This window comes from Pseudomonas sp. J452 (genome assembly GCF_024666525.1).
In the GTDB taxonomy this organism is placed as follows: domain Bacteria; phylum Pseudomonadota; class Gammaproteobacteria; order Pseudomonadales; family Pseudomonadaceae; genus Aquipseudomonas.
On the sequence record NZ_CP088294.1, the window covers coordinates 3930840 to 3947493 of the forward strand.

At 63.6% G+C, this 16654-nt stretch carries 11 protein-coding genes and 3 pseudogenes; 11 read left to right on the top strand and 3 right to left on the bottom strand.

Annotation, left to right across the window (positions count from 1 at the left end; genetic code table 11):
• Nucleotides 1-29 precede the first annotated feature (29 nt).
• Genes nuoG through nuoN form a run of 8 tightly spaced genes read left to right on the top strand, consistent with a single transcriptional unit; the run spans nucleotide 30 to nucleotide 10019 of the window.
• On the top strand, nucleotides 30-2753 hold the full coding sequence (gene nuoG, locus LRS11_RS17815; protein ID WP_260494209.1) for an NADH-quinone oxidoreductase subunit NuoG: 2724 nt from the start codon (nucleotides 30-32) through the stop codon (nucleotides 2751-2753).
• On the top strand, nucleotides 2750-3742 hold the full coding sequence (gene nuoH / locus LRS11_RS17820; protein WP_173207050.1) for an NADH-quinone oxidoreductase subunit NuoH: 993 nt from the start codon (nucleotides 2750-2752) through the stop codon (nucleotides 3740-3742). Before nuoG ends, nuoH begins: the two co-directional genes overlap by 4 nt.
• Nucleotides 3743-3755: 13 nt before the next feature.
• Nucleotides 3756-4304 carry an NADH-quinone oxidoreductase subunit NuoI gene (gene nuoI, locus LRS11_RS17825; RefSeq protein ID WP_260494210.1) on the top strand — a complete coding sequence of 183 codons (549 nt, stop codon included), beginning with the start codon at nucleotides 3756-3758 and terminating at the stop codon, nucleotides 4302-4304.
• Nucleotides 4305-4313: 9 nt separating this feature from the next.
• Entirely contained in the window at nucleotides 4314-4823 is a 510-nt protein-coding gene (gene nuoJ / locus LRS11_RS17830) for an NADH-quinone oxidoreductase subunit J (protein WP_260494211.1), read from the top strand.
• A complete protein-coding gene (gene nuoK / locus LRS11_RS17835) occupies nucleotides 4820-5128 on the top strand; it encodes an NADH-quinone oxidoreductase subunit NuoK (protein ID WP_260494212.1) in 309 nt (102 codons plus the stop codon). Before nuoJ ends, nuoK begins: the two co-directional genes overlap by 4 nt.
• Nucleotides 5125-6975: an NADH-quinone oxidoreductase subunit L gene (gene nuoL / locus LRS11_RS17840; RefSeq protein WP_260494213.1), complete on the top strand. Its 1851-nt coding sequence runs from the start codon at nucleotides 5125-5127 to the stop codon at nucleotides 6973-6975. Before nuoK ends, nuoL begins: the two co-directional genes overlap by 4 nt.
• Nucleotides 6976-6990: 15 nt before the next feature.
• Entirely contained in the window at nucleotides 6991-8520 is a 1530-nt protein-coding gene (nuoM, locus tag LRS11_RS17845; protein ID WP_260494214.1) for an NADH-quinone oxidoreductase subunit M, read from the top strand.
• Nucleotides 8521-8543: 23 nt separating this feature from the next.
• Entirely contained in the window at nucleotides 8544-10019 is a 1476-nt protein-coding gene (nuoN, locus tag LRS11_RS17850) for an NADH-quinone oxidoreductase subunit NuoN (RefSeq protein WP_260494215.1), read from the top strand.
• A gap of 209 nt (nucleotides 10020-10228) precedes the next feature.
• Here the strand turns inward: nuoN and LRS11_RS22560 are convergent, their stop codons facing one another.
• From LRS11_RS22560 to LRS11_RS17860, 3 genes and pseudogenes are all read right to left on the bottom strand, one after another.
• Nucleotides 10229-11050, bottom strand: a complete 822-nt coding sequence (locus tag LRS11_RS22560) for a methyl-accepting chemotaxis protein (RefSeq protein ID WP_409519822.1) — start codon at nucleotides 11048-11050, stop codon at nucleotides 10229-10231.
• Nucleotides 11051-11086: 36 nt separating this feature from the next.
• A pseudogene (locus tag LRS11_RS22565) lies at nucleotides 11087-11914 on the bottom strand (cache domain-containing protein); the annotation flags it as partial.
• 121 nt (nucleotides 11915-12035) lie between these two features.
• Complete coding sequence (locus tag LRS11_RS17860; RefSeq protein WP_260494217.1) at nucleotides 12036-13355, bottom strand: Na+/H+ antiporter family protein; 1320 nt, start codon at nucleotides 13353-13355, stop codon at nucleotides 12036-12038.
• A gap of 476 nt (nucleotides 13356-13831) precedes the next feature.
• Between LRS11_RS17860 and LRS11_RS22570 the strand changes: the two are divergent.
• The 3 genes and pseudogenes from LRS11_RS22570 to LRS11_RS17870 all read left to right on the top strand — a co-directional run.
• Nucleotides 13832-14899: pseudogene (locus LRS11_RS22570) on the top strand (HAMP domain-containing protein); the annotation flags it as partial.
• A 345-nt stretch (nucleotides 14900-15244) separates the two neighbouring features.
• Nucleotides 15245-15757 (top strand): annotated as a pseudogene (locus tag LRS11_RS22575) (methyl-accepting chemotaxis protein); the annotation flags it as partial.
• Nucleotides 15758-16056: 299 nt separating this feature from the next.
• Nucleotides 16057-16653, top strand: coding sequence for an NADPH-dependent FMN reductase (locus LRS11_RS17870; protein ID WP_260494219.1), 597 nt, complete (start codon nucleotides 16057-16059; stop codon nucleotides 16651-16653).
• The last annotated feature ends 1 nt before the right edge of the window (nucleotide 16654 follow it).

The following is a 16654-nucleotide window of genomic DNA, read 5'->3' on the forward strand; positions in this document are numbered from 1 at the left end:
CTTCGGTGGGTAAAGAAGAAACCTGAACCATGGCCACTATCCACGTAGACGGCAAAGATTTCGAAGTCGACGGTGCGGACAACCTGCTGCAGGCCTGTCTGTCCCTCGGTCTCGACATCCCCTACTTCTGCTGGCACCCGGCGCTCGGTAGCGTCGGGGCCTGCCGCCAGTGCGCGGTAAAGCAGTACAGCGACGAGAACGACAAGCGCGGCCGCATCGTCATGTCGTGCATGACGCCTGCCACCGACAACACCTGGATCAGTATCGACGATGAGGAATCCAAGGCGTTCCGCGCCAGCGTCGTCGAATGGCTGATGACCAACCACCCGCACGACTGCCCGGTGTGCGAGGAAGGCGGTCACTGCCACCTGCAAGACATGACGGTGATGACCGGCCACAACGAGCGCCGCTATCGCTTCACCAAGCGCACCCACCAGAACCAGCAGCTCGGCCCGTTCATTTCCCACGAGATGAACCGCTGCATCGCCTGCTACCGCTGCGTGCGCTACTACAAGGACTATGCCGGCGGCACCGACCTGGGCGTCTATGGCGCGCATGACAACGTGTACTTCGGCCGTGTCGAAGACGGCGTGCTGGAAAGCGAGTTCTCCGGCAACCTGGTCGAGGTCTGCCCGACCGGCGTATTTACCGACAAGACTCACTCCGAGCGCTACAACCGCAAGTGGGACATGCAGTTCGCCCCGAGCATCTGCCACGGCTGCGCCAGCGGCTGCAACACCAGCCCGGGCGAGCGTTACGGCGAGATCCGCCGCATCGAGAACCGCTTCAACGGTGACGTGAACCAGTACTTCCTGTGTGACCGCGGCCGCTTCGGCTATGGCTACGTCAACCGTGAAGACCGTCCGCGTCAGCCGCTCTTCGGCGAAGCCAAACTGGGCATCGACGCCGCATTGGACAAAGCCGCCGAGCTGCTCAAGGGCAAACGCGTGATCGGCATTGGTTCGCCGCGCGCCAGCCTGGAAGGCAACTTCGCCCTGCGCGAACTGGTCGGCGAGGCCAACTACTACAGCGGCATCGCCGCTGCCGAACTGGACAACCTGCGCCTGATCCGCGACACCCTGCAGAACGGCCCGCTGCCGGTGCCGACCCTGCGCGAGGTGGAACTGCACGACGCGGTGTTCGTCCTCGGCGAAGACCTGACCCAGACCGCCGCGCGCCTGGCCCTGGCCCTGCGTCAGACGGTCAAGGGCAAGGCCACCGAAATCGCCGCCTCGATGAAGATCCAGGATTGGCACATGGCGGCCGTGCAGAACGTCGCCCAGGACGCGCTGCACCCGCTGTTCATCGCTAGCGTCACCCCAACTCGCCTCGACGACATCGCCGAAGCCTGCGTGCACGCTGCCCCGGCCGACCTGGCCCGTATCGGCTTCGCCGTGGCCCACGCCATCGACCCGAGCGCCCCGGCCGTGACCGGCCTGGATGCCGACGCCGCCGAGCTGGTGCAACTGATCGCCGACGCCCTGCTGAATGCCAAGCGCCCGCTGATCGTCTCCGGCGCCTCGCTGGGCAGCAAGGAACTGATTGAGGCCGCGGCCAACATCGCCAGCGCGCTGAAGAATCGCGAGAAGAACGGCTCGATCAGCCTGGTGGTGCCGGAAGCCAACAGCATGGGCCTGGCCCTGTTCCTGGGTGAAGAGATCGGTGGGAAATCCGTGGATGCCGCACTGGAGGCCCTGACCGCCGGCCAGGCCGACGCGCTGATCGTGCTGGAAAACGACCTGTACCACCGCGCCGATGCTGCCAAGGTCGACGCCGCCCTGGCCGCTGCCAAGGTGGTGATCGTTGCCGACCACCAGCAGACCGCGACCAGTGCCAAGGCCCACCTGGTGCTGCCGGCTGCCAGCTTCGCCGAAGGCGACGGCACCCTGGTCAGCCTGGAAGGCCGCGCCCAGCGCTTCTTCCAGGTGTTCGAGCCGAGTTACTACGACAGCAACATTCTGGTCCGTGAAGGCTGGCGCTGGCTGCATGCGCTGCACAGCACAATGCAGGGCAAAGCCGTGGACTGGAGCCAGCTTGATCAAGTGACGGCCGCCGTTGCCGCCAGCAGCAATGTGCTGGCCGGCATCACTGCTGCCGCGCCGAGCGCCTCGTTCCGCATCAAGGGCATGAAGCTGGCGCGCGAGCCGCTGCGCTACAGCGGTCGTACCGCCATGCGCGCCAATATCAGCGTGCACGAACCACGTCAGCCGCAGGACCAGGACTCGGCCTTCGCCTTCTCCATGGAAGGCTACTCGGGCAGCAAGGAAGACCGTCAGCAGATTCCGTTTGCCTGGTCGCCAGGCTGGAACTCGCCGCAGGCCTGGAACAAGTTCCAGGACGAAGTCGGCGGTCATCTGCGTGCCGGTGATCCGGGCGTACGCCTGATCGAAGCCAAGGGCGCCAGCCTGCCGTGGTTTGCCGTGACTGCCGCCTTCAACCCGGCCCAGGGCACCCTGCAGGCCGTACCGCTGCATCACCTGTTCGGTAGCGAGGAAACCTCGTCGCGCGCCGCGCCGATCCAGGAGCGCATCCCGCAGCCTTATGTGGCGCTGGCCAAGGCCGAAGCCGACCGCCTCGGTGTCAACCAAGGTGCCTGGCTCAGCCTGAGCGTTAACGGCCAGGCCCTGCGCCTGCCGCTGCAGATAAACGAAGACATGGCCATCGGCCTGGTCGGCCTGCCGGTCGGCTTGCCGGGCATTCCGGCAGCTATCGCCGGCGCCGTGGTGACTGGCGTTCAGGAGGCCGCGCAATGAGCTGGTTCACTCCTGAGGTGATTGATGTACTGATCGCCGTACTCAAGGCCATCGTCATCCTGCTGGTGGTGGTGATCAGTGGCGCGCTGCTGAGCTTCGTCGAACGCCGTCTGCTCGGCTGGTGGCAGGACCGCTACGGTCCGAACCGCGTCGGCCCGTTCGGCATGTTCCAGATCGTCGCCGACATGCTGAAGATGTTCTTCAAGGAAGACTGGACGCCACCGTTCGCCGACAAGGCGATCTTCATCCTGGCGCCGATGATCGCCTTCGCCGCCATGCTGATGGCCTTCGCGATCATCCCGGTCACCCCGACCTGGGGTGTGGCGGACCTGAACATCGGCATCCTGTTCTTCTTCGCCATGGCCGGTCTGTCGGTGTACGCCGTGCTGTTCGCCGGCTGGTCGAGCAACAACAAGTTCGCCCTGCTCGGTGCCCTGCGCGCCTCGGCCCAGACCGTGTCCTACGAGGTGTTCCTGGCCCTGGCGCTGATGGGTATCGTCGCCCAGGTTGGCTCGTTCAACATGCGCGACATCGTCGATTACCAGGCCGAGAACCTGTGGTTCATCATTCCGCAGTTCTTCGGTTTCTGTACCTTCTTTATCGCTGGCGTCGCCGTGACTCACCGTCACCCGTTCGACCAGCCGGAAGCGGAGCAGGAACTGGCCGACGGTTATCACATCGAATATGCCGGGATGAAATGGGGCATGTTCTTCGTCGGTGAATACATCGGCATCGTGACCATTTCGGCGCTGCTGGTGACCCTGTTCTTCGGCGGCTGGCACGGTCCGTTCGGCATCCTGCCGCAGATTCCGTTCATCTGGTTCGCCCTGAAAACCTGCTTCTTCATCATGATCTTCATCCTGCTGCGCGCCTCGATTCCGCGCCCACGGTATGACCAGGTCATGGCCTTCAGCTGGAAGTTCTGTCTGCCGCTGACCCTGATCAACCTGCTGGTGACCGGCGCAGTTGTGCTGGCTACGGCCCAGTAAGGAGTAATACGCGATGATCAAATACATCTGGGATGTGGTGCATGGCACCTGGACCCAACTGCGCAGCCTGGTGATGGTGTTCAGTCACGGCTTCCGCAAACGCGACACCCTGCAGTACCCGGAAGAAGCCGTGTACCTGCCGCCGCGCTACCGTGGCCGCATCGTGCTGACCCGCGACCCCGACGGCGAAGAACGCTGCGTAGCCTGCAACCTGTGCGCCGTGGCCTGCCCGGTCGGTTGCATCTCGCTGCAGAAGGCCGAGACCCCGGACGGCCGCTGGTACCCAGATTTCTTCCGCATCAACTTCTCGCGCTGCATCTTCTGCGGCCTGTGCGAAGAGGCCTGCCCGACCACCGCGATCCAGCTCACCCCGGATTTCGAAATGGGCGAGTTCAAGCGCCAGGACCTGGTGTACGAGAAGGAAGATCTGCTGATCAGCGGCCCGGGCAAGAACCCGGACTACAACTTCTACCGCGTTGCCGGTATGGCCATCGCCGGCAAGCCGAAAGGCGCCGCGCAGAATGAAGCCGAACCGATCAACGTCAAAAGCCTGCTGCCCTAAGGAGAGGACATGGAATTCGCTTTCTACCTCGCCGCGGGTGTTGCCGTGGCGTCCACCGTCAGGGTCATCACCGCGAGCAATCCGGTACACGCCCTGCTCTATCTGATCCTCTCGTTGCTGGCTGTGGCCATGACCTTCTTCGCCCTCGGCGCGCCGTTCGCCGGCGCCCTGGAGATCATCGTCTACGCCGGCGCGATCATGGTGCTGTTCGTCTTCGTGGTGATGATGCTCAACCTCGGCCCGGCTGCTGCCGAGCAGGAGAAGAAATGGCTGACGCCCGGCATCTGGACCGGGCCGGCGATTCTCTCCGCGATTCTCCTCGGCCAGCTGCTCTATGTGCTGTTCCAGGCTCCGAGCGGCGCGGCCATCGGTCTGGTGACCGTGGATGCCAAGGCCGTCGGCATTGCCCTGTACGGCCCCTACCTGCTGGCCGTCGAGCTGGCCTCGATGCTGCTGCTCGCCGCCCTGGTCGCCGCCTACCACCTGGGTCGCCACGAAGCTAAGGATGCAACGCCATGAATGCAATTCCCATGGAGCACGGCCTGGCCCTGGCCGGCGTGCTGTTCAGCCTGGGCCTGATCGGCCTGATGGTACGGCGTAACATCCTGTTCGTGCTGATGAGCCTGGAAGTGATGATGAACGCCACCGCCCTGGCCTTTGTGGTCGCCGGCAGCCGCTGGGTACAGGCTGACGGGCAGATCATGTTCATTCTGGTGATCACCCTGGCTGCTGCCGAGGCCAGTATCGGCCTGGCGATCCTGCTGCAGCTGTATCGCCGCTTCAACACCCTCGATATCGACGCTGCCAGCGAGATGCGCGGATGAATCTTCTATTCCTGACTTGCCTGTTCCCCCTGCTCGGCTGGTTCTTGCTGGCCTTCTCCCGTGGCCGCTTCTCCGAGAACCTCTCCGCCCTGATCGGCGTCGGCTCGGTCGGCCTGTCGGCGCTCACCGCCGGCTGGGTGATCCTGCAGTTCAACCTCAACCCGCCTGAGGGTGGCGTATTCACCCAGGTGCTCTGGCAGTGGATGAACGTCGCCGGCTTCGCGCCGAGCTTCACCCTGTATCTGGACGGTCTGTCGCTGACCATGCTCGGCGTGGTCACCGGCGTGGGCTTCCTCATCCACCTGTTCGCCAGCTGGTACATGCGCGGTGAAGAGGGCTATTCGCGCTTCTTCGCCTACACCAATCTGTTCATCTTCAGCATGCTGCTGCTGGTGCTCGGCGATAACCTGCTGGTGCTGTACTTCGGCTGGGAAGGCGTGGGCCTGTGTTCCTACCTGCTGATCGGCTTCTACTTCAAGCACACGCCGAATGGCAACGCGGCGCTGAAGGCCTTTATCGTCACCCGCGTCGGCGACGTGTTCATGGCCATCGGCCTGTTCATTCTGTTCCTGCATCTCGGCACCCTGAATATCCAGGAGCTGATGGTGCTGGCGCCGCAGAAGTACGTGGCCGGTGACAGCTGGCTGTGGATTGCCACCCTGATGCTGCTCGGCGGCGCGGTCGGCAAGTCTGCCCAGCTGCCGCTGCAGACCTGGCTGGCCGACGCCATGGCCGGCCCGACCCCGGTCTCGGCACTGATCCACGCGGCGACCATGGTCACCGCCGGCGTCTACCTGATCGCGCGGACCCACGGCCTGTTCCTGCTGACTCCGGACATCCTCGAGCTGGTCGGTATCGTTGGTGGCGTGACCCTGGTGCTGGCGGGCTTCGCCGCCCTGGTGCAGACCGACATCAAGCGCATCCTCGCCTACTCGACCATGAGCCAGATCGGCTACATGTTCCTCGCCCTCGGCGTGCAGGCCTGGGACGCGGCGATCTTCCACCTGATGACCCACGCCTTCTTCAAGGCCCTGCTGTTCCTCGCTTCGGGTGCGGTGATCAACGCCTGCCACCATGAGCAGAACATCTTCAAGATGGGCGGTCTGTGGAAGAAACTGCCGCTGGCCTACACCAGCTTCATCGTCGGTGGCGCCGCGCTGGCCGCCCTGCCGCTGATCACCGCCGGTTTCTACTCGAAGGACGAGATCCTCTGGGAGGCCTTCGCCAGTGGTCACAGCGAGCTGCTCTATGCCGGTCTGGTTGGTGCCTTCCTGACCTCGATCTACACCTTCCGCCTGATCTTCATCGCCTTCCACGGCGAGCAGCAGACCGAGGCCCATGCCGGTCATGGCGTGGCCCACTGGCTGCCGCTGGGTGTACTGATCGTGCTGTCGACCTTTATCGGCGCGCTGATCAGCCCGCCGCTGGCCGGTGTTCTGCCGCAGAGCCTCGGCCATGCCGGTGGCGAGGCCAAGCACAGCCTGGAGATCGCTTCCGGCGCTATCGCCCTGGCCGGTATCGTCCTGGCTGCCCTGCTGTTCCTCGGCAAGCGCAGCTTCGCCACGGCCGTGGCACAGAGCGGCCCGGGCCGTTTCCTGTCGGCCTGGTGGTTCGCTGCCTGGGGCTTCGACTGGCTCTACGACAAGCTGTTCGTGCGCCCCTACCTGCTGTTCTGCCGGCTGCTCGGGCGTGACCCGATCGATCGCAGCATCAGCCTGATCCCGCGTCTGGCCCGGGGCGGCAACGCCCTGCTGGCTCGCAGCGAGACCGGCCAGGTGCGCTGGTACGCCACGTCTATCGCCGGGGGCGCCGTTCTGGTGCTCGGCCTGCTGCTGATTCTGAATTAAGGAAATCCAACCGTCATGATTCTGCCCTGGCTAATCCTGATCCCCTTTATCGGCGGCCTGCTGTGCTGGCAGCTCGAGCGTTTCGGCAACACCCTGCCGCGCTGGATCGCCCTGCTGACCATGGGCCTGCTGTTCGGCCTGGGCCTGTGGCTGTGGGCCACCGGCGACTTCAGCCTGGCTCCCGCACCGGGCGCCGACCCAGTCTGGGCTGCCGAATTCCAGCTGCAGTGGATCGAACGACTCGGCATCAGCGTGCACCTGGCGCTGGACGGTCTGTCGGTGCTGATGATCAGCCTCACCGGCCTGCTCGGCGTACTGTCCGTACTCTGCTCGTGGAACGAGATCCAGAACCGCGTCGGCTTCTTCCACCTCAACCTGATGTGGATTCTCGGTGGCGTGGTCGGCGTGTTCCTCGCCGTCGACCTGTTCCTGTTCTTCTTCTTCTGGGAAATGATGCTGGTGCCGATGTTCTTCCTCATCGCGCTCTGGGGTCACAGCGGCAGCGACGGCAAGACGCGCATCTACGCCGCCACCAAGTTCTTCATCTTCACCCAGGCCAGCGGCCTGGTGATGCTGGTGGCGATCCTCGGCCTGGTATTCGTGCACTTCGACCAGACCGGCGTACTGACCTTCAACTACGCCGATCTGCTGAAGACCAAGATGGCCGCCGGCACCGAGTACATCCTGATGCTCGGCTTCTTCATCGCCTTCGCGGTGAAGTTCCCGGTGGTACCGCTCCACTCCTGGCTGCCGGATGCCCACGCCCAGGCGCCGACTGCCGGTTCCGTGGATCTGGCCGGCATCCTGCTGAAAACCGCTGCCTACGGCTTGATGCGCTTCGCCCTGCCGCTGTTCCCCAATGCCTCGGCCGAGTTCGCGCCGATCGCCCAGTGGCTCGGCGTGTTCGCCATCATCTATGGCGCCCTGCTGTCGTTCGCACAGACCGATATCAAGCGCCTGGTGGCCTTTTCCAGCGTATCGCACATGGGTTTTGTGCTGATCGCCATCTACTCCGCCAGTGAAATTGCCCTGCAGGGCGCGGTGGTGCAAATGATGGCCCACGGCCTGTCCGCTGCGGCACTGTTCATCCTCTGCGGCCAGCTCTACGAGCGTGTGCACACCCGTGACATGCGCGAAATGGGCGGGATCTGGGCGCGTATGCCCTGGTTGCCAGCGGTGAGCCTGTTCTTTGCCGCCGCCGCACTGGGTCTGCCGGGCACCGGCAACTTCGTCGGCGAGTTCCTGATCCTGGTCGGCAGCTTCCAGAGCGCGCCGTGGGTCACCGTGTTGGCCGCCACCGGCTTGGTGTTCGGTTCGGTCTACTCGCTGATCATGATTCATCGCGCCTACTTCGGCCCGGCCAAGGCGGACACCGCCCTACCTGGCCTGAAACCGCGCGAACTGAGCATGGTGCTGGGCCTGGCCATACTGCTGATCCTGCTGGGCGTCTACCCGCAACCGGTGCTCGACACCTCGGCCGCCAGTATGCAAGGCGTGCAGCAGTGGCTGGGTAGCGCTCTCATTCAACCTGTTTTGGCCCGGTAAGCTGCTCAATGGAAAGTCATGCTATGCAACTGACGACTCAACATTTCATCGCGCTGCTGCCGCTGCTGATCACCAGTGCCACTGCGGTGCTGGTGATGCTGGCAATCGCCTGGAAACGCAACCATGCGATGACCTTCGGCCTCTCGGTACTGGGCCTCAACCTGGCCTTGCTGTCGCTGATCCCGGCCCTGGGCGTGACGCCCATCGAGGTCACCCCACTGCTGCTGGTGGACAAGTTCGCCTGCTACTACATGGCCCTGGTGCTGGCTTCGACTTTGGCCTGCGTGACGCTGATCCACGCCTACCTGGGTGGCGAATCGGGCAAGGGCTATCCGGGCAACCGCGAAGAGCTGTATCTGCTGATGCTGTTGTCCGCCGCTGGCGGCCTGGTACTGGTCAGCGCGCAGCACCTGGCTGGCCTGTTCATCGGCCTGGAACTGCTGTCGGTGCCGACCTACGGTATGATCGCCTACGCCTTCTTCAACAAGCGCTCGCTGGAAGCCGGCATCAAGTACATGGTGCTGTCGGCCGCAGGTTCGGCTTTCCTACTGTTCGGCATGGCCCTGCTCTACGCCGAGTCCGGCAGCCTGAGCTTCGCCGGCATCGGCGCCAAGCTGGCTGCTGATGGCCTGCCGAGCATGCTGGCGCAGATCGGCCTCGGCATGATGCTGATCGGCCTGGCCTTCAAGCTGTCGCTGGTACCCTTCCACCTGTGGACCCCTGACGTCTACGAAGGCGCACCGGCTCCGGTGGCCGCCTTCCTGGCCACAGCCAGCAAGGTTGCGGTGTTCGCCGTGCTGCTGCGTCTGTATCAGATCTCGCCGGTGACCGCTGGCGGCTGGCTGAGCGAGCTGCTGACGATCATCGCCATCGCTTCGATCCTGTTCGGTAACCTGCTGGCTCTGCTGCAGAACAACCTCAAGCGCCTGCTCGGTTATTCCTCCATCGCCCACTTCGGCTACCTGCTGGTGGCGCTGATCGCCAGCAAGGGCCTGGCCGTGGAAGCGGTCGGCGTGTACCTGGCCACCTACGTGCTGACCAGTCTCGGTGCCTTCGGCGTGATCACCCTGATGTCGACGCCCTATAGCGGCCGCGATGCCGACGCCCTGTACGAGTACCGTGGCCTGTTCTGGCGCCGCCCGTACCTGACTGCCGTGCTGACCGTGATGATGCTGTCGCTGGCCGGCATCCCGCTGACCGCCGGTTTCATCGGCAAGTTCTACGTGGTCGCCGCCGGCGTGCAATCGCAGCAATGGTGGCTGCTCGGCGCCCTGGTACTGGGTAGCGCGATTGGCGTGTTCTACTACCTGCGCGTCATGGTTACCCTGTTCATGGTCGAGCCCAACCTGCGTCGCCACGATGCGGAGCTGCACTGGGCGCAACGCGCCGGCGGCATGATGCTGCTGTTCGTTGCCCTGCTGGCCTTCTTCCTCGGCGTCTACCCGCAGCCGCTGCTGGAGCTGGTGCAGCAGGCAGGCCTGGTGGCCATCGCCCAGTGAGGCGTTAGTCGCAACGAAGAACCCGGCCAAGGCCGGGTTTTTTGTCTCTGCCGAAAGGGATGCCCGGCCGGCTAACACAGCCCCTAGGCAATGCTCCCGTAGCCCGGATGAAATCCGGGAGCTCTCATCCCCGGATTTCATCCGGGCTACAAAGATTCGCGAGAATGAAAAAGGGCGCCCTGCGGCGCCCTTTTACTAACATCGACTACTCAGATACGGAACTGCCGCACCAGCACGCCCAGGCGCTCACCCAGGCCAGCCAGGCTGCGCGAGGTCGCGGCGCCATGGCGGGTTTCCTCGGCCACGCTGTCCACCGCCACGGCGATCTGGTGCACGCTGCGGTTGATCTCCTCGGCCACCGCCGTCTGCTCTTCGGCGGCACTGGCGATCTGCGCGTTCATCGCATTGATGGTGCCGATCAACTGGGCAATCGCGTCCAGCGAGGCACCGGCCTGGTTGGCCTGCTCGCTGGTAGCGTCACCGGCATCGCTGGAACGGCGCATGGCCGTGACCGCATCGCGAGTGCCGCCCTGCAGACGATCGATCATGCCCTGGATTTCCTGGGTGCTCTGCTGAGTCCGGCTGGCCAGGGCGCGAACCTCATCGGCAACCACGGCGAAACCACGCCCGGCCTCACCGGCACGGGCCGCTTCGATGGCCGCGTTGAGCGCCAGCAGGTTAGTCTGCTCGGCGATGGAGCGGATCACATCGAGCACGCTGACAATCGACTGCACATCCTGCTGCAGGGTGTCGAGGGACAGGCCGCTGCTGCGGATGTCGTCCACCAGGGCATGGATACGCTGGATGCTGCCATCCACCACGCGCTTGGCCGCCTGACCTTCACCATCGGTCTGCTGCGCCGCCTCGGCCGCGCCCTGGGCACTGCGGGCAACCTCATGGGCCGCGGCAGACATTTCGTTGATCGCCGTCGCCACCTGGTCGGTTTCATGGCGCTGACGCTCCATGGCCTGCTCCGAACGCTGCGCCTGAGTGGCGACCTCGCCGACCAGCACGGTCAGTTGGCCGGTCATCTCGGCGATCTGCCGCACCAGGCCGTGGATCTTCTCGACAAAGCGGTTGAACGAACCCGCCAGTTCACCCAGCTCATCCTGACTGGTAACCGGCAGACGACGAGTCAGGTCGCCCTCGCCTGCGGCAATATCATCGAGGTTGGCTTTGATCAATTGCAGCGGACGCAGGAACGCATTGCTCAATGCCAGACCGATAACGCCGAACAACGCCAGCATGATCAGGGCAATCACCAGGATGCTGGTAAGGATGGTGCCGACACGCTCGTCGATAGCCGCCTCCACCTCCGCCACCTGCGCCTCGACGCCATCCAGGTTGACCGCCGTGCCCAGAGCCAGATCCCACTTGGGCAGGTAATAGCTGTAGGCCAGCTTGGGTACCAGCACGCTGTCGTCGGTCGGCAACGGCGAGCTGTACTCGACGTAGTTGGAGCCATCCTTGGCCACGCGCACCAGCTCGCGGTTGACGTAAACGCCGTTGGGGTCCTTGCGGTCAGACAGGTTCTTGCCGACATCCACCGGGCTGGCGCCGCGGAACAAGCGCACGACCTGCGAGTCGTGGCCGAAGAAGTAGCCATCCTTGCCGTACTTGATCTGCGCCAGAATGGCGATAGCCTGCTCGCGGCTGGCCATATCGCCCTGGCTGGCCGCGTCATACAGGCTCTGCACCGAACCCAGGGCAATCTGCATGTAGTGCTGCAGTTCCTGGCGGCTCTCCAGCATCAGACGCTCACGCGTCTCCCTGACTTCATCCTCGGCCAGACCCAGCAGGATCTTGGCCGCCGCACCGCTGAGTACCACGGCGAACAGAATGACTGGCAGCAAGGCCAACAGCAGAACTTTGCTTTTCAGGGTCAGGCGCATCATCCATTCCTCTTATTTGAACCGTCCGAATGCAAAACGGGGTTGCCGACTTATCGGCAACCCCGTCGATAACTTGTGCGACCAGTCGGTCAGCACAGTCTAGCCGGCAATGGCTTTTCTTCCCTTACAGGACCATCGCCGCAACCCAGCCAAAGACCAGCAGTGGCAGGTTGTAGTGCAGGAAGGTCGGCACCACGCTGTCCCAGATATGGTTGTGCTGGCCGTCGACATTCAGGCCGGAGGTTGGCCCCAGGGTCGAGTCGGAAGCCGGCGAGCCGGCATCACCCAGCGCACCGGCGGTGCCGATGATGCTGACGATGGCCAGCGGGCTGAAGCCCAGCTGCACACCCAGCGGCACGAAAATCGCGGCGATGATCGGCACGGTGGAGAAGGACGAGCCGATGCCCATGGTCACCAGCAGGCCAACCAGCAACATCAGCAGTGCGCCGATGGCTTTGCTGTTGCCGATCCAGGCAGTGGAGGCATCGACCAGGGTCTTCACATCGCCGGTGGCGTTCATCACCTCGGCAAAGCCCTGGGCAGCGATCATGATGAAGCCGATCATGGCCATCATCTTCATGCCTTCGGTGAACAGGTCGTCCGCTTCCTTCCAGCGCACCACGCCGGACACCGAGAAAATCACGAAACCGACCAGCGCCCCGACAATCATCGAGTCCAGCCACAGCTGCACGAAAAAGGCCGCCGCCACCGCTACTGCGGCTACCAGCAGGCTCAGCGGGTTATAGGTGACGCTGACCTGCTCGGCCTGTTCGATCTTCGCCAGGTCGTAGACGCGCTTCTTGCGGTAGCTGAAGAACACCGCAATAAACAGCCCGACCAGCATGCCGATGGCCGGAATCAGCATGGCCTCGGTGACGTTGACGCCGGCGACATCCACGCCACCCTTGACCACGTTGGCCAGCAGGATGTCATTGAGGAAGATGCTGCCAAAACCCACCGGCAGGAACATGTAGGGGGTGATTAGGCCGAAGGTGATCACGCAGGCGATCAGTCGGCGGTCGATCTGCAACTTGGTCAGCACATATAACAGTGGCGGCACCAGCAGCGGGATAAAGGCGATGTGGATCGGCAGGATATTCTGCGACGACACCGAGACCGCCAGCAGCAGGCCGATCAGCAGCCACTTGACCTCGCTGGAGCCCTTCGCCTGATTGCGCCCGACCAGGGCCAAAGCCTTGTCGGCCAGGGCATGGGCCAGGCCCGACTTGGCGATGGCCACGGCGAAAGCCCCGAGCAGCGCATAGGACAGCGCCACTGTAGCGCCCGCCCCCAGGCCCTTGTTGAAGGCCGCCAGCGAACCCTCCACGCCCAGCCCACCAAACAGGCCACCGGCCAGGGCGCCGACGATCAGGGCCACCACCACGTGCACCCGGCACAGGCTGAGGATCAGCATGATGCCGACTGCGGCAACAACTGCGTTCATGACTCACTCCCATCAGGACAAGAAAGATCGAGCCCGAAAGCCCGAGAAAAATGCGCAGCACTCTGCCCGATGGGTCAGCTTCTGTCAAAAGCAAAGTCGTGCAGGATACTGAGCAAACTGTGCATAATTCTTGCCTTGGATTTCAGCAGCTCCACCTAAATGCTCATGTAGCTCTCTATTTCGCCATGGCAAGCATCAAGTCTGCTCTGCGCGCACCGATATAGGGCTTGTAGTCTGAACTGATAAGGACCCTGCCGATGCAGTCCCGTAGTCTGTCCATCCAGTGGAAAATCACCCTCCTCGCCGGGCTCTGTCTGCTGGCCATCGTCACGCTGCTGGTCGGCGCCTCGCTGTATCAATCCCGGCAAAGCGCCGAACTGGTCAAGACGTCCAGCTCCAGCATGCTCGAAGAGTCTGCCCGCCTGCGCATGGCTGCTCGCGGCGAGCTGCAGGGCATCCGCATCCAGCGCTACTTCATGGATGCCTACCAGTACGGCAAGGGTTTCTCGCGCCAGGTGCTGTTCCTCAAGGATCAGGCGGAAAAGCGCTTTCTCGATGCCTTCGACCTGCGCGAAGACCTGACCCGCCAGGTGCGCACCGCGCTGGATGCCAACCCCGATCTGCTCGGCCTCTACGTGGTCTTCGAAACCAACGGCCTGGATGGCAAGGACGAACTGTTTACCGGTCAGGCCGAACTGGGCAGCAACGACAGCGGACGCTTCTCCCTGTACTGGTCGCAGAGCACACCAGGCCAGCTGGAGTCCGAGGCAATGGACGAGGCGCAGCTCAACGACACCACTGCCGGTGCCAGCGGTACGGCCTACAACGCCTGGTACACCTGCCCGCGCGACACCCGCAAGGCCTGTGTGCTTGACCCCTATTACGACGACATCAATGGCAAACAGGTGTTGATGACCAGCATCGCCTTTCCCCTGATCCAGAATGACAAGGTCATCGGCGTGCTGGGCGTCGACATCAGCCTGGCAAGCCTGCAAGAGCTCAGCAGTAAAGCCAGCCAGGAGTTGTACGACGGTCAGGGCGAAGTCAGCATCCTCAGTCCGGCCGGCCTGCTGGCCGGGCATAGCCCTAATGCGGGCATCCTCGGCAAGCCTGCAGAAACAGCCTACCCGGGCGAAGGGGGCTCGCTGACCGCCTTGGTGGGTAGCGGCCAAGCGCAGTTCATCGAGCATGAAAGCATGCTGCGCGTACTGGAGCCGCTGCTGCCGATTCCGGAAGCAAAACCCTGGGCCGTGCTGCTCGAAGTACCGCTGACCACCCTGCTCGGTCCAGCCCAGCAACTGGAAGACCAGCTCGACCAACAACGCACCCGTGATACCGCAGTGGCCCTGGCTCTGGCCTTGATTGCCATCCTCCTCGGCGTGCTGCTGATGTGGCTGACGGCTCGTGGCGTGACCCGGCCGATTCTCGACGTGGCCGCCATGCTGCAGAACATTGCCAGTGGCGAAGGCGACCTGACCCGTCGTCTGGAATACGCCAAGGCCGACGAGTTGGGCACCCTGGCCGGCTGGTTCAACCGCTTCCTCGACAAGCTGCAACCGGTGATCGCCGACGTCAAACGCAGTGTGCAGGATGCCCGCAGCACGGCCGACCAGTCCGCCGCCATCGCCAGCCAGACCAGCGCCGGCATGCAACAGCAGTTCCGTGAAGTCGATCAGGTGGCCACCGCTTCCCAGGAAATGAGCGCCACCGCCCATGACATGGCCAACAACGCCGCCCAGGCCGCCGATGCGGCACGCGGCGCCGATGCGGCAACCCGCGAAGGCCTGGCGGTGATCGACCGCACCACGCTATCGATCGAACAACTGGCCGCCGAGCTGAATGCAGCCATGCAGGAGGTCGAAGGCCTGGCCAGCAGCAGCGAGAAGATCGGCTCGGTACTGGAAGTGATCCGCGCTATCGCCGAACAAACCAACCTGCTGGCGCTCAACGCCGCCATCGAAGCCGCCCGCGCCGGTGAGGCCGGGCGCGGCTTCGCCGTGGTCGCCGACGAAGTACGCAACCTGGCCAAGCGCACCCAGGACTCGGTAGAAGAAATCCGCCAGGTCATCGAGGGGCTGCAGAGTGGAACCCGCGAAGTGGTCAGCACCATGCACAGCAGCCACAAACAGGCCCAGGGCAGCGTCGAGCAGGTCGAACAGGCGGTGACTGCTCTGCGCAGCATCGGCGAGGCGGTCAGCGTGATCAACGACATGAACCTGCAGATCGCCAGTGCTGCCGAGGAACAGAGCGCGGTGGCCGAAGAGGTCAATCGCAACGTGGCCAACATCCGTGATGTCACCGAAACGCTCTCTGGCCAGGCCGAGGAATCGGCACAGGTCAGCCAGGCCCTGAACAAACTGGCCAACCACCAGCAGGGCCTGATGGACCAGTTCCGCGTCTAGCAGGTCGTTGAAAACGTAGGCGAGGCAGCCAGCGCAAGGCGCTACGCCAGTAACAGCCTCCGGCTGGTCAAAACGGCGAAAAAGCGCAGTTTACGATCTGTAAATGAGCATTTTGAGCCTGTTTTTAACGCCGCGATGGCAACGCAGGTAGTTTTCAACGGCCTGCTAATGCGCCATGCCTGGCACCGCCGAGGTGCCAGGCTGACGCATTCCGTCGGTGCGCCTGGCGTCATCCCCCTTGCCCCGTCCCAGAGTGCTCGCTAGCCTCTGCGCCCAGTTGTCCCTGATGAGAGTTGCGCATGTTGAATATCGTCCTGGTCGCCGGCTCCAGCCGTCGCGACAGTCAATCCGCCAAGGTTGCCCGCTTTCTCCAGCAACGCCTGATCGACCTGGATCTGGCCAGCGCATCCAGCGTCAGCGTGATCGACCTGGGCGAACAGCCCCTGCCGCTCTGGCCGAGTGATGATCAAGGCCCCTGGGACGCTTATCAGCGGCAACTGCTGGCGGCTGACGCGCTGGTGGTGATCGCTCCGGAGTGGAACGGCATGGCGGCGCCGGCGATCAAGAACTTCTTCCTCTACGCCAGCAAGTTCGAGCTGGCGCACAAACCGGCTCTGCTGGTCGGTGTGTCCTCGGGTATCGGTGGTGCCTACCCGATCAGCGAGCTGCGCGCTTCCGGCTACAAGAACTGCCGCCTGGGCTATCTGCCCGAGCACCTGATCGTGCGTCAGGTGGAAGCCGTGCTGAACGCTGGCCCGGCAGCCAACGAAGATGATCTGCGCATCCGCAAGCGCATCGATTACGCCCTGGATATCCTCAGCAAATACGCCGTGGCCCTGAAGCCGGTGCGCGAATCGATCGATCTGAACATTGCCGCATTCGCCAACGGCATGTGAT

Excerpts from the sequence above, each read along its gene's own strand:
- nuoG (WP_260494209.1), top strand. The coding sequence starts at position 30 with ATGGCCACTATCCACGTAGACGGCAAAGATTTCGAAGTCGACGGTGCG.
- nuoH (WP_173207050.1), top strand. The coding sequence starts at position 2,750 with ATGAGCTGGTTCACTCCTGAGGTGATTGATGTACTGATCGCCGTACTC.
- nuoI (WP_260494210.1), top strand. The coding sequence starts at position 3,756 with ATGATCAAATACATCTGGGATGTGGTGCATGGCACCTGGACCCAACTG.
- nuoJ (WP_260494211.1), top strand. The coding sequence starts at position 4,314 with ATGGAATTCGCTTTCTACCTCGCCGCGGGTGTTGCCGTGGCGTCCACC.
- nuoK (WP_260494212.1), top strand. The coding sequence starts at position 4,820 with ATGAATGCAATTCCCATGGAGCACGGCCTGGCCCTGGCCGGCGTGCTG.
- nuoL (WP_260494213.1), top strand. The coding sequence starts at position 5,125 with ATGAATCTTCTATTCCTGACTTGCCTGTTCCCCCTGCTCGGCTGGTTC.
- nuoM (WP_260494214.1), top strand. The coding sequence starts at position 6,991 with ATGATTCTGCCCTGGCTAATCCTGATCCCCTTTATCGGCGGCCTGCTG.
- nuoN (WP_260494215.1), top strand. The coding sequence starts at position 8,544 with ATGCAACTGACGACTCAACATTTCATCGCGCTGCTGCCGCTGCTGATC.
- LRS11_RS22560 (WP_409519822.1), bottom strand. The coding sequence starts at position 11,050 with ATGACCGGCCAACTGACCGTGCTGGTCGGCGAGGTCGCCACTCAGGCG.
- LRS11_RS17860 (WP_260494217.1), bottom strand. The coding sequence starts at position 13,355 with ATGAACGCAGTTGTTGCCGCAGTCGGCATCATGCTGATCCTCAGCCTG.
- LRS11_RS17870 (WP_260494219.1), top strand. The coding sequence starts at position 16,057 with ATGTTGAATATCGTCCTGGTCGCCGGCTCCAGCCGTCGCGACAGTCAA.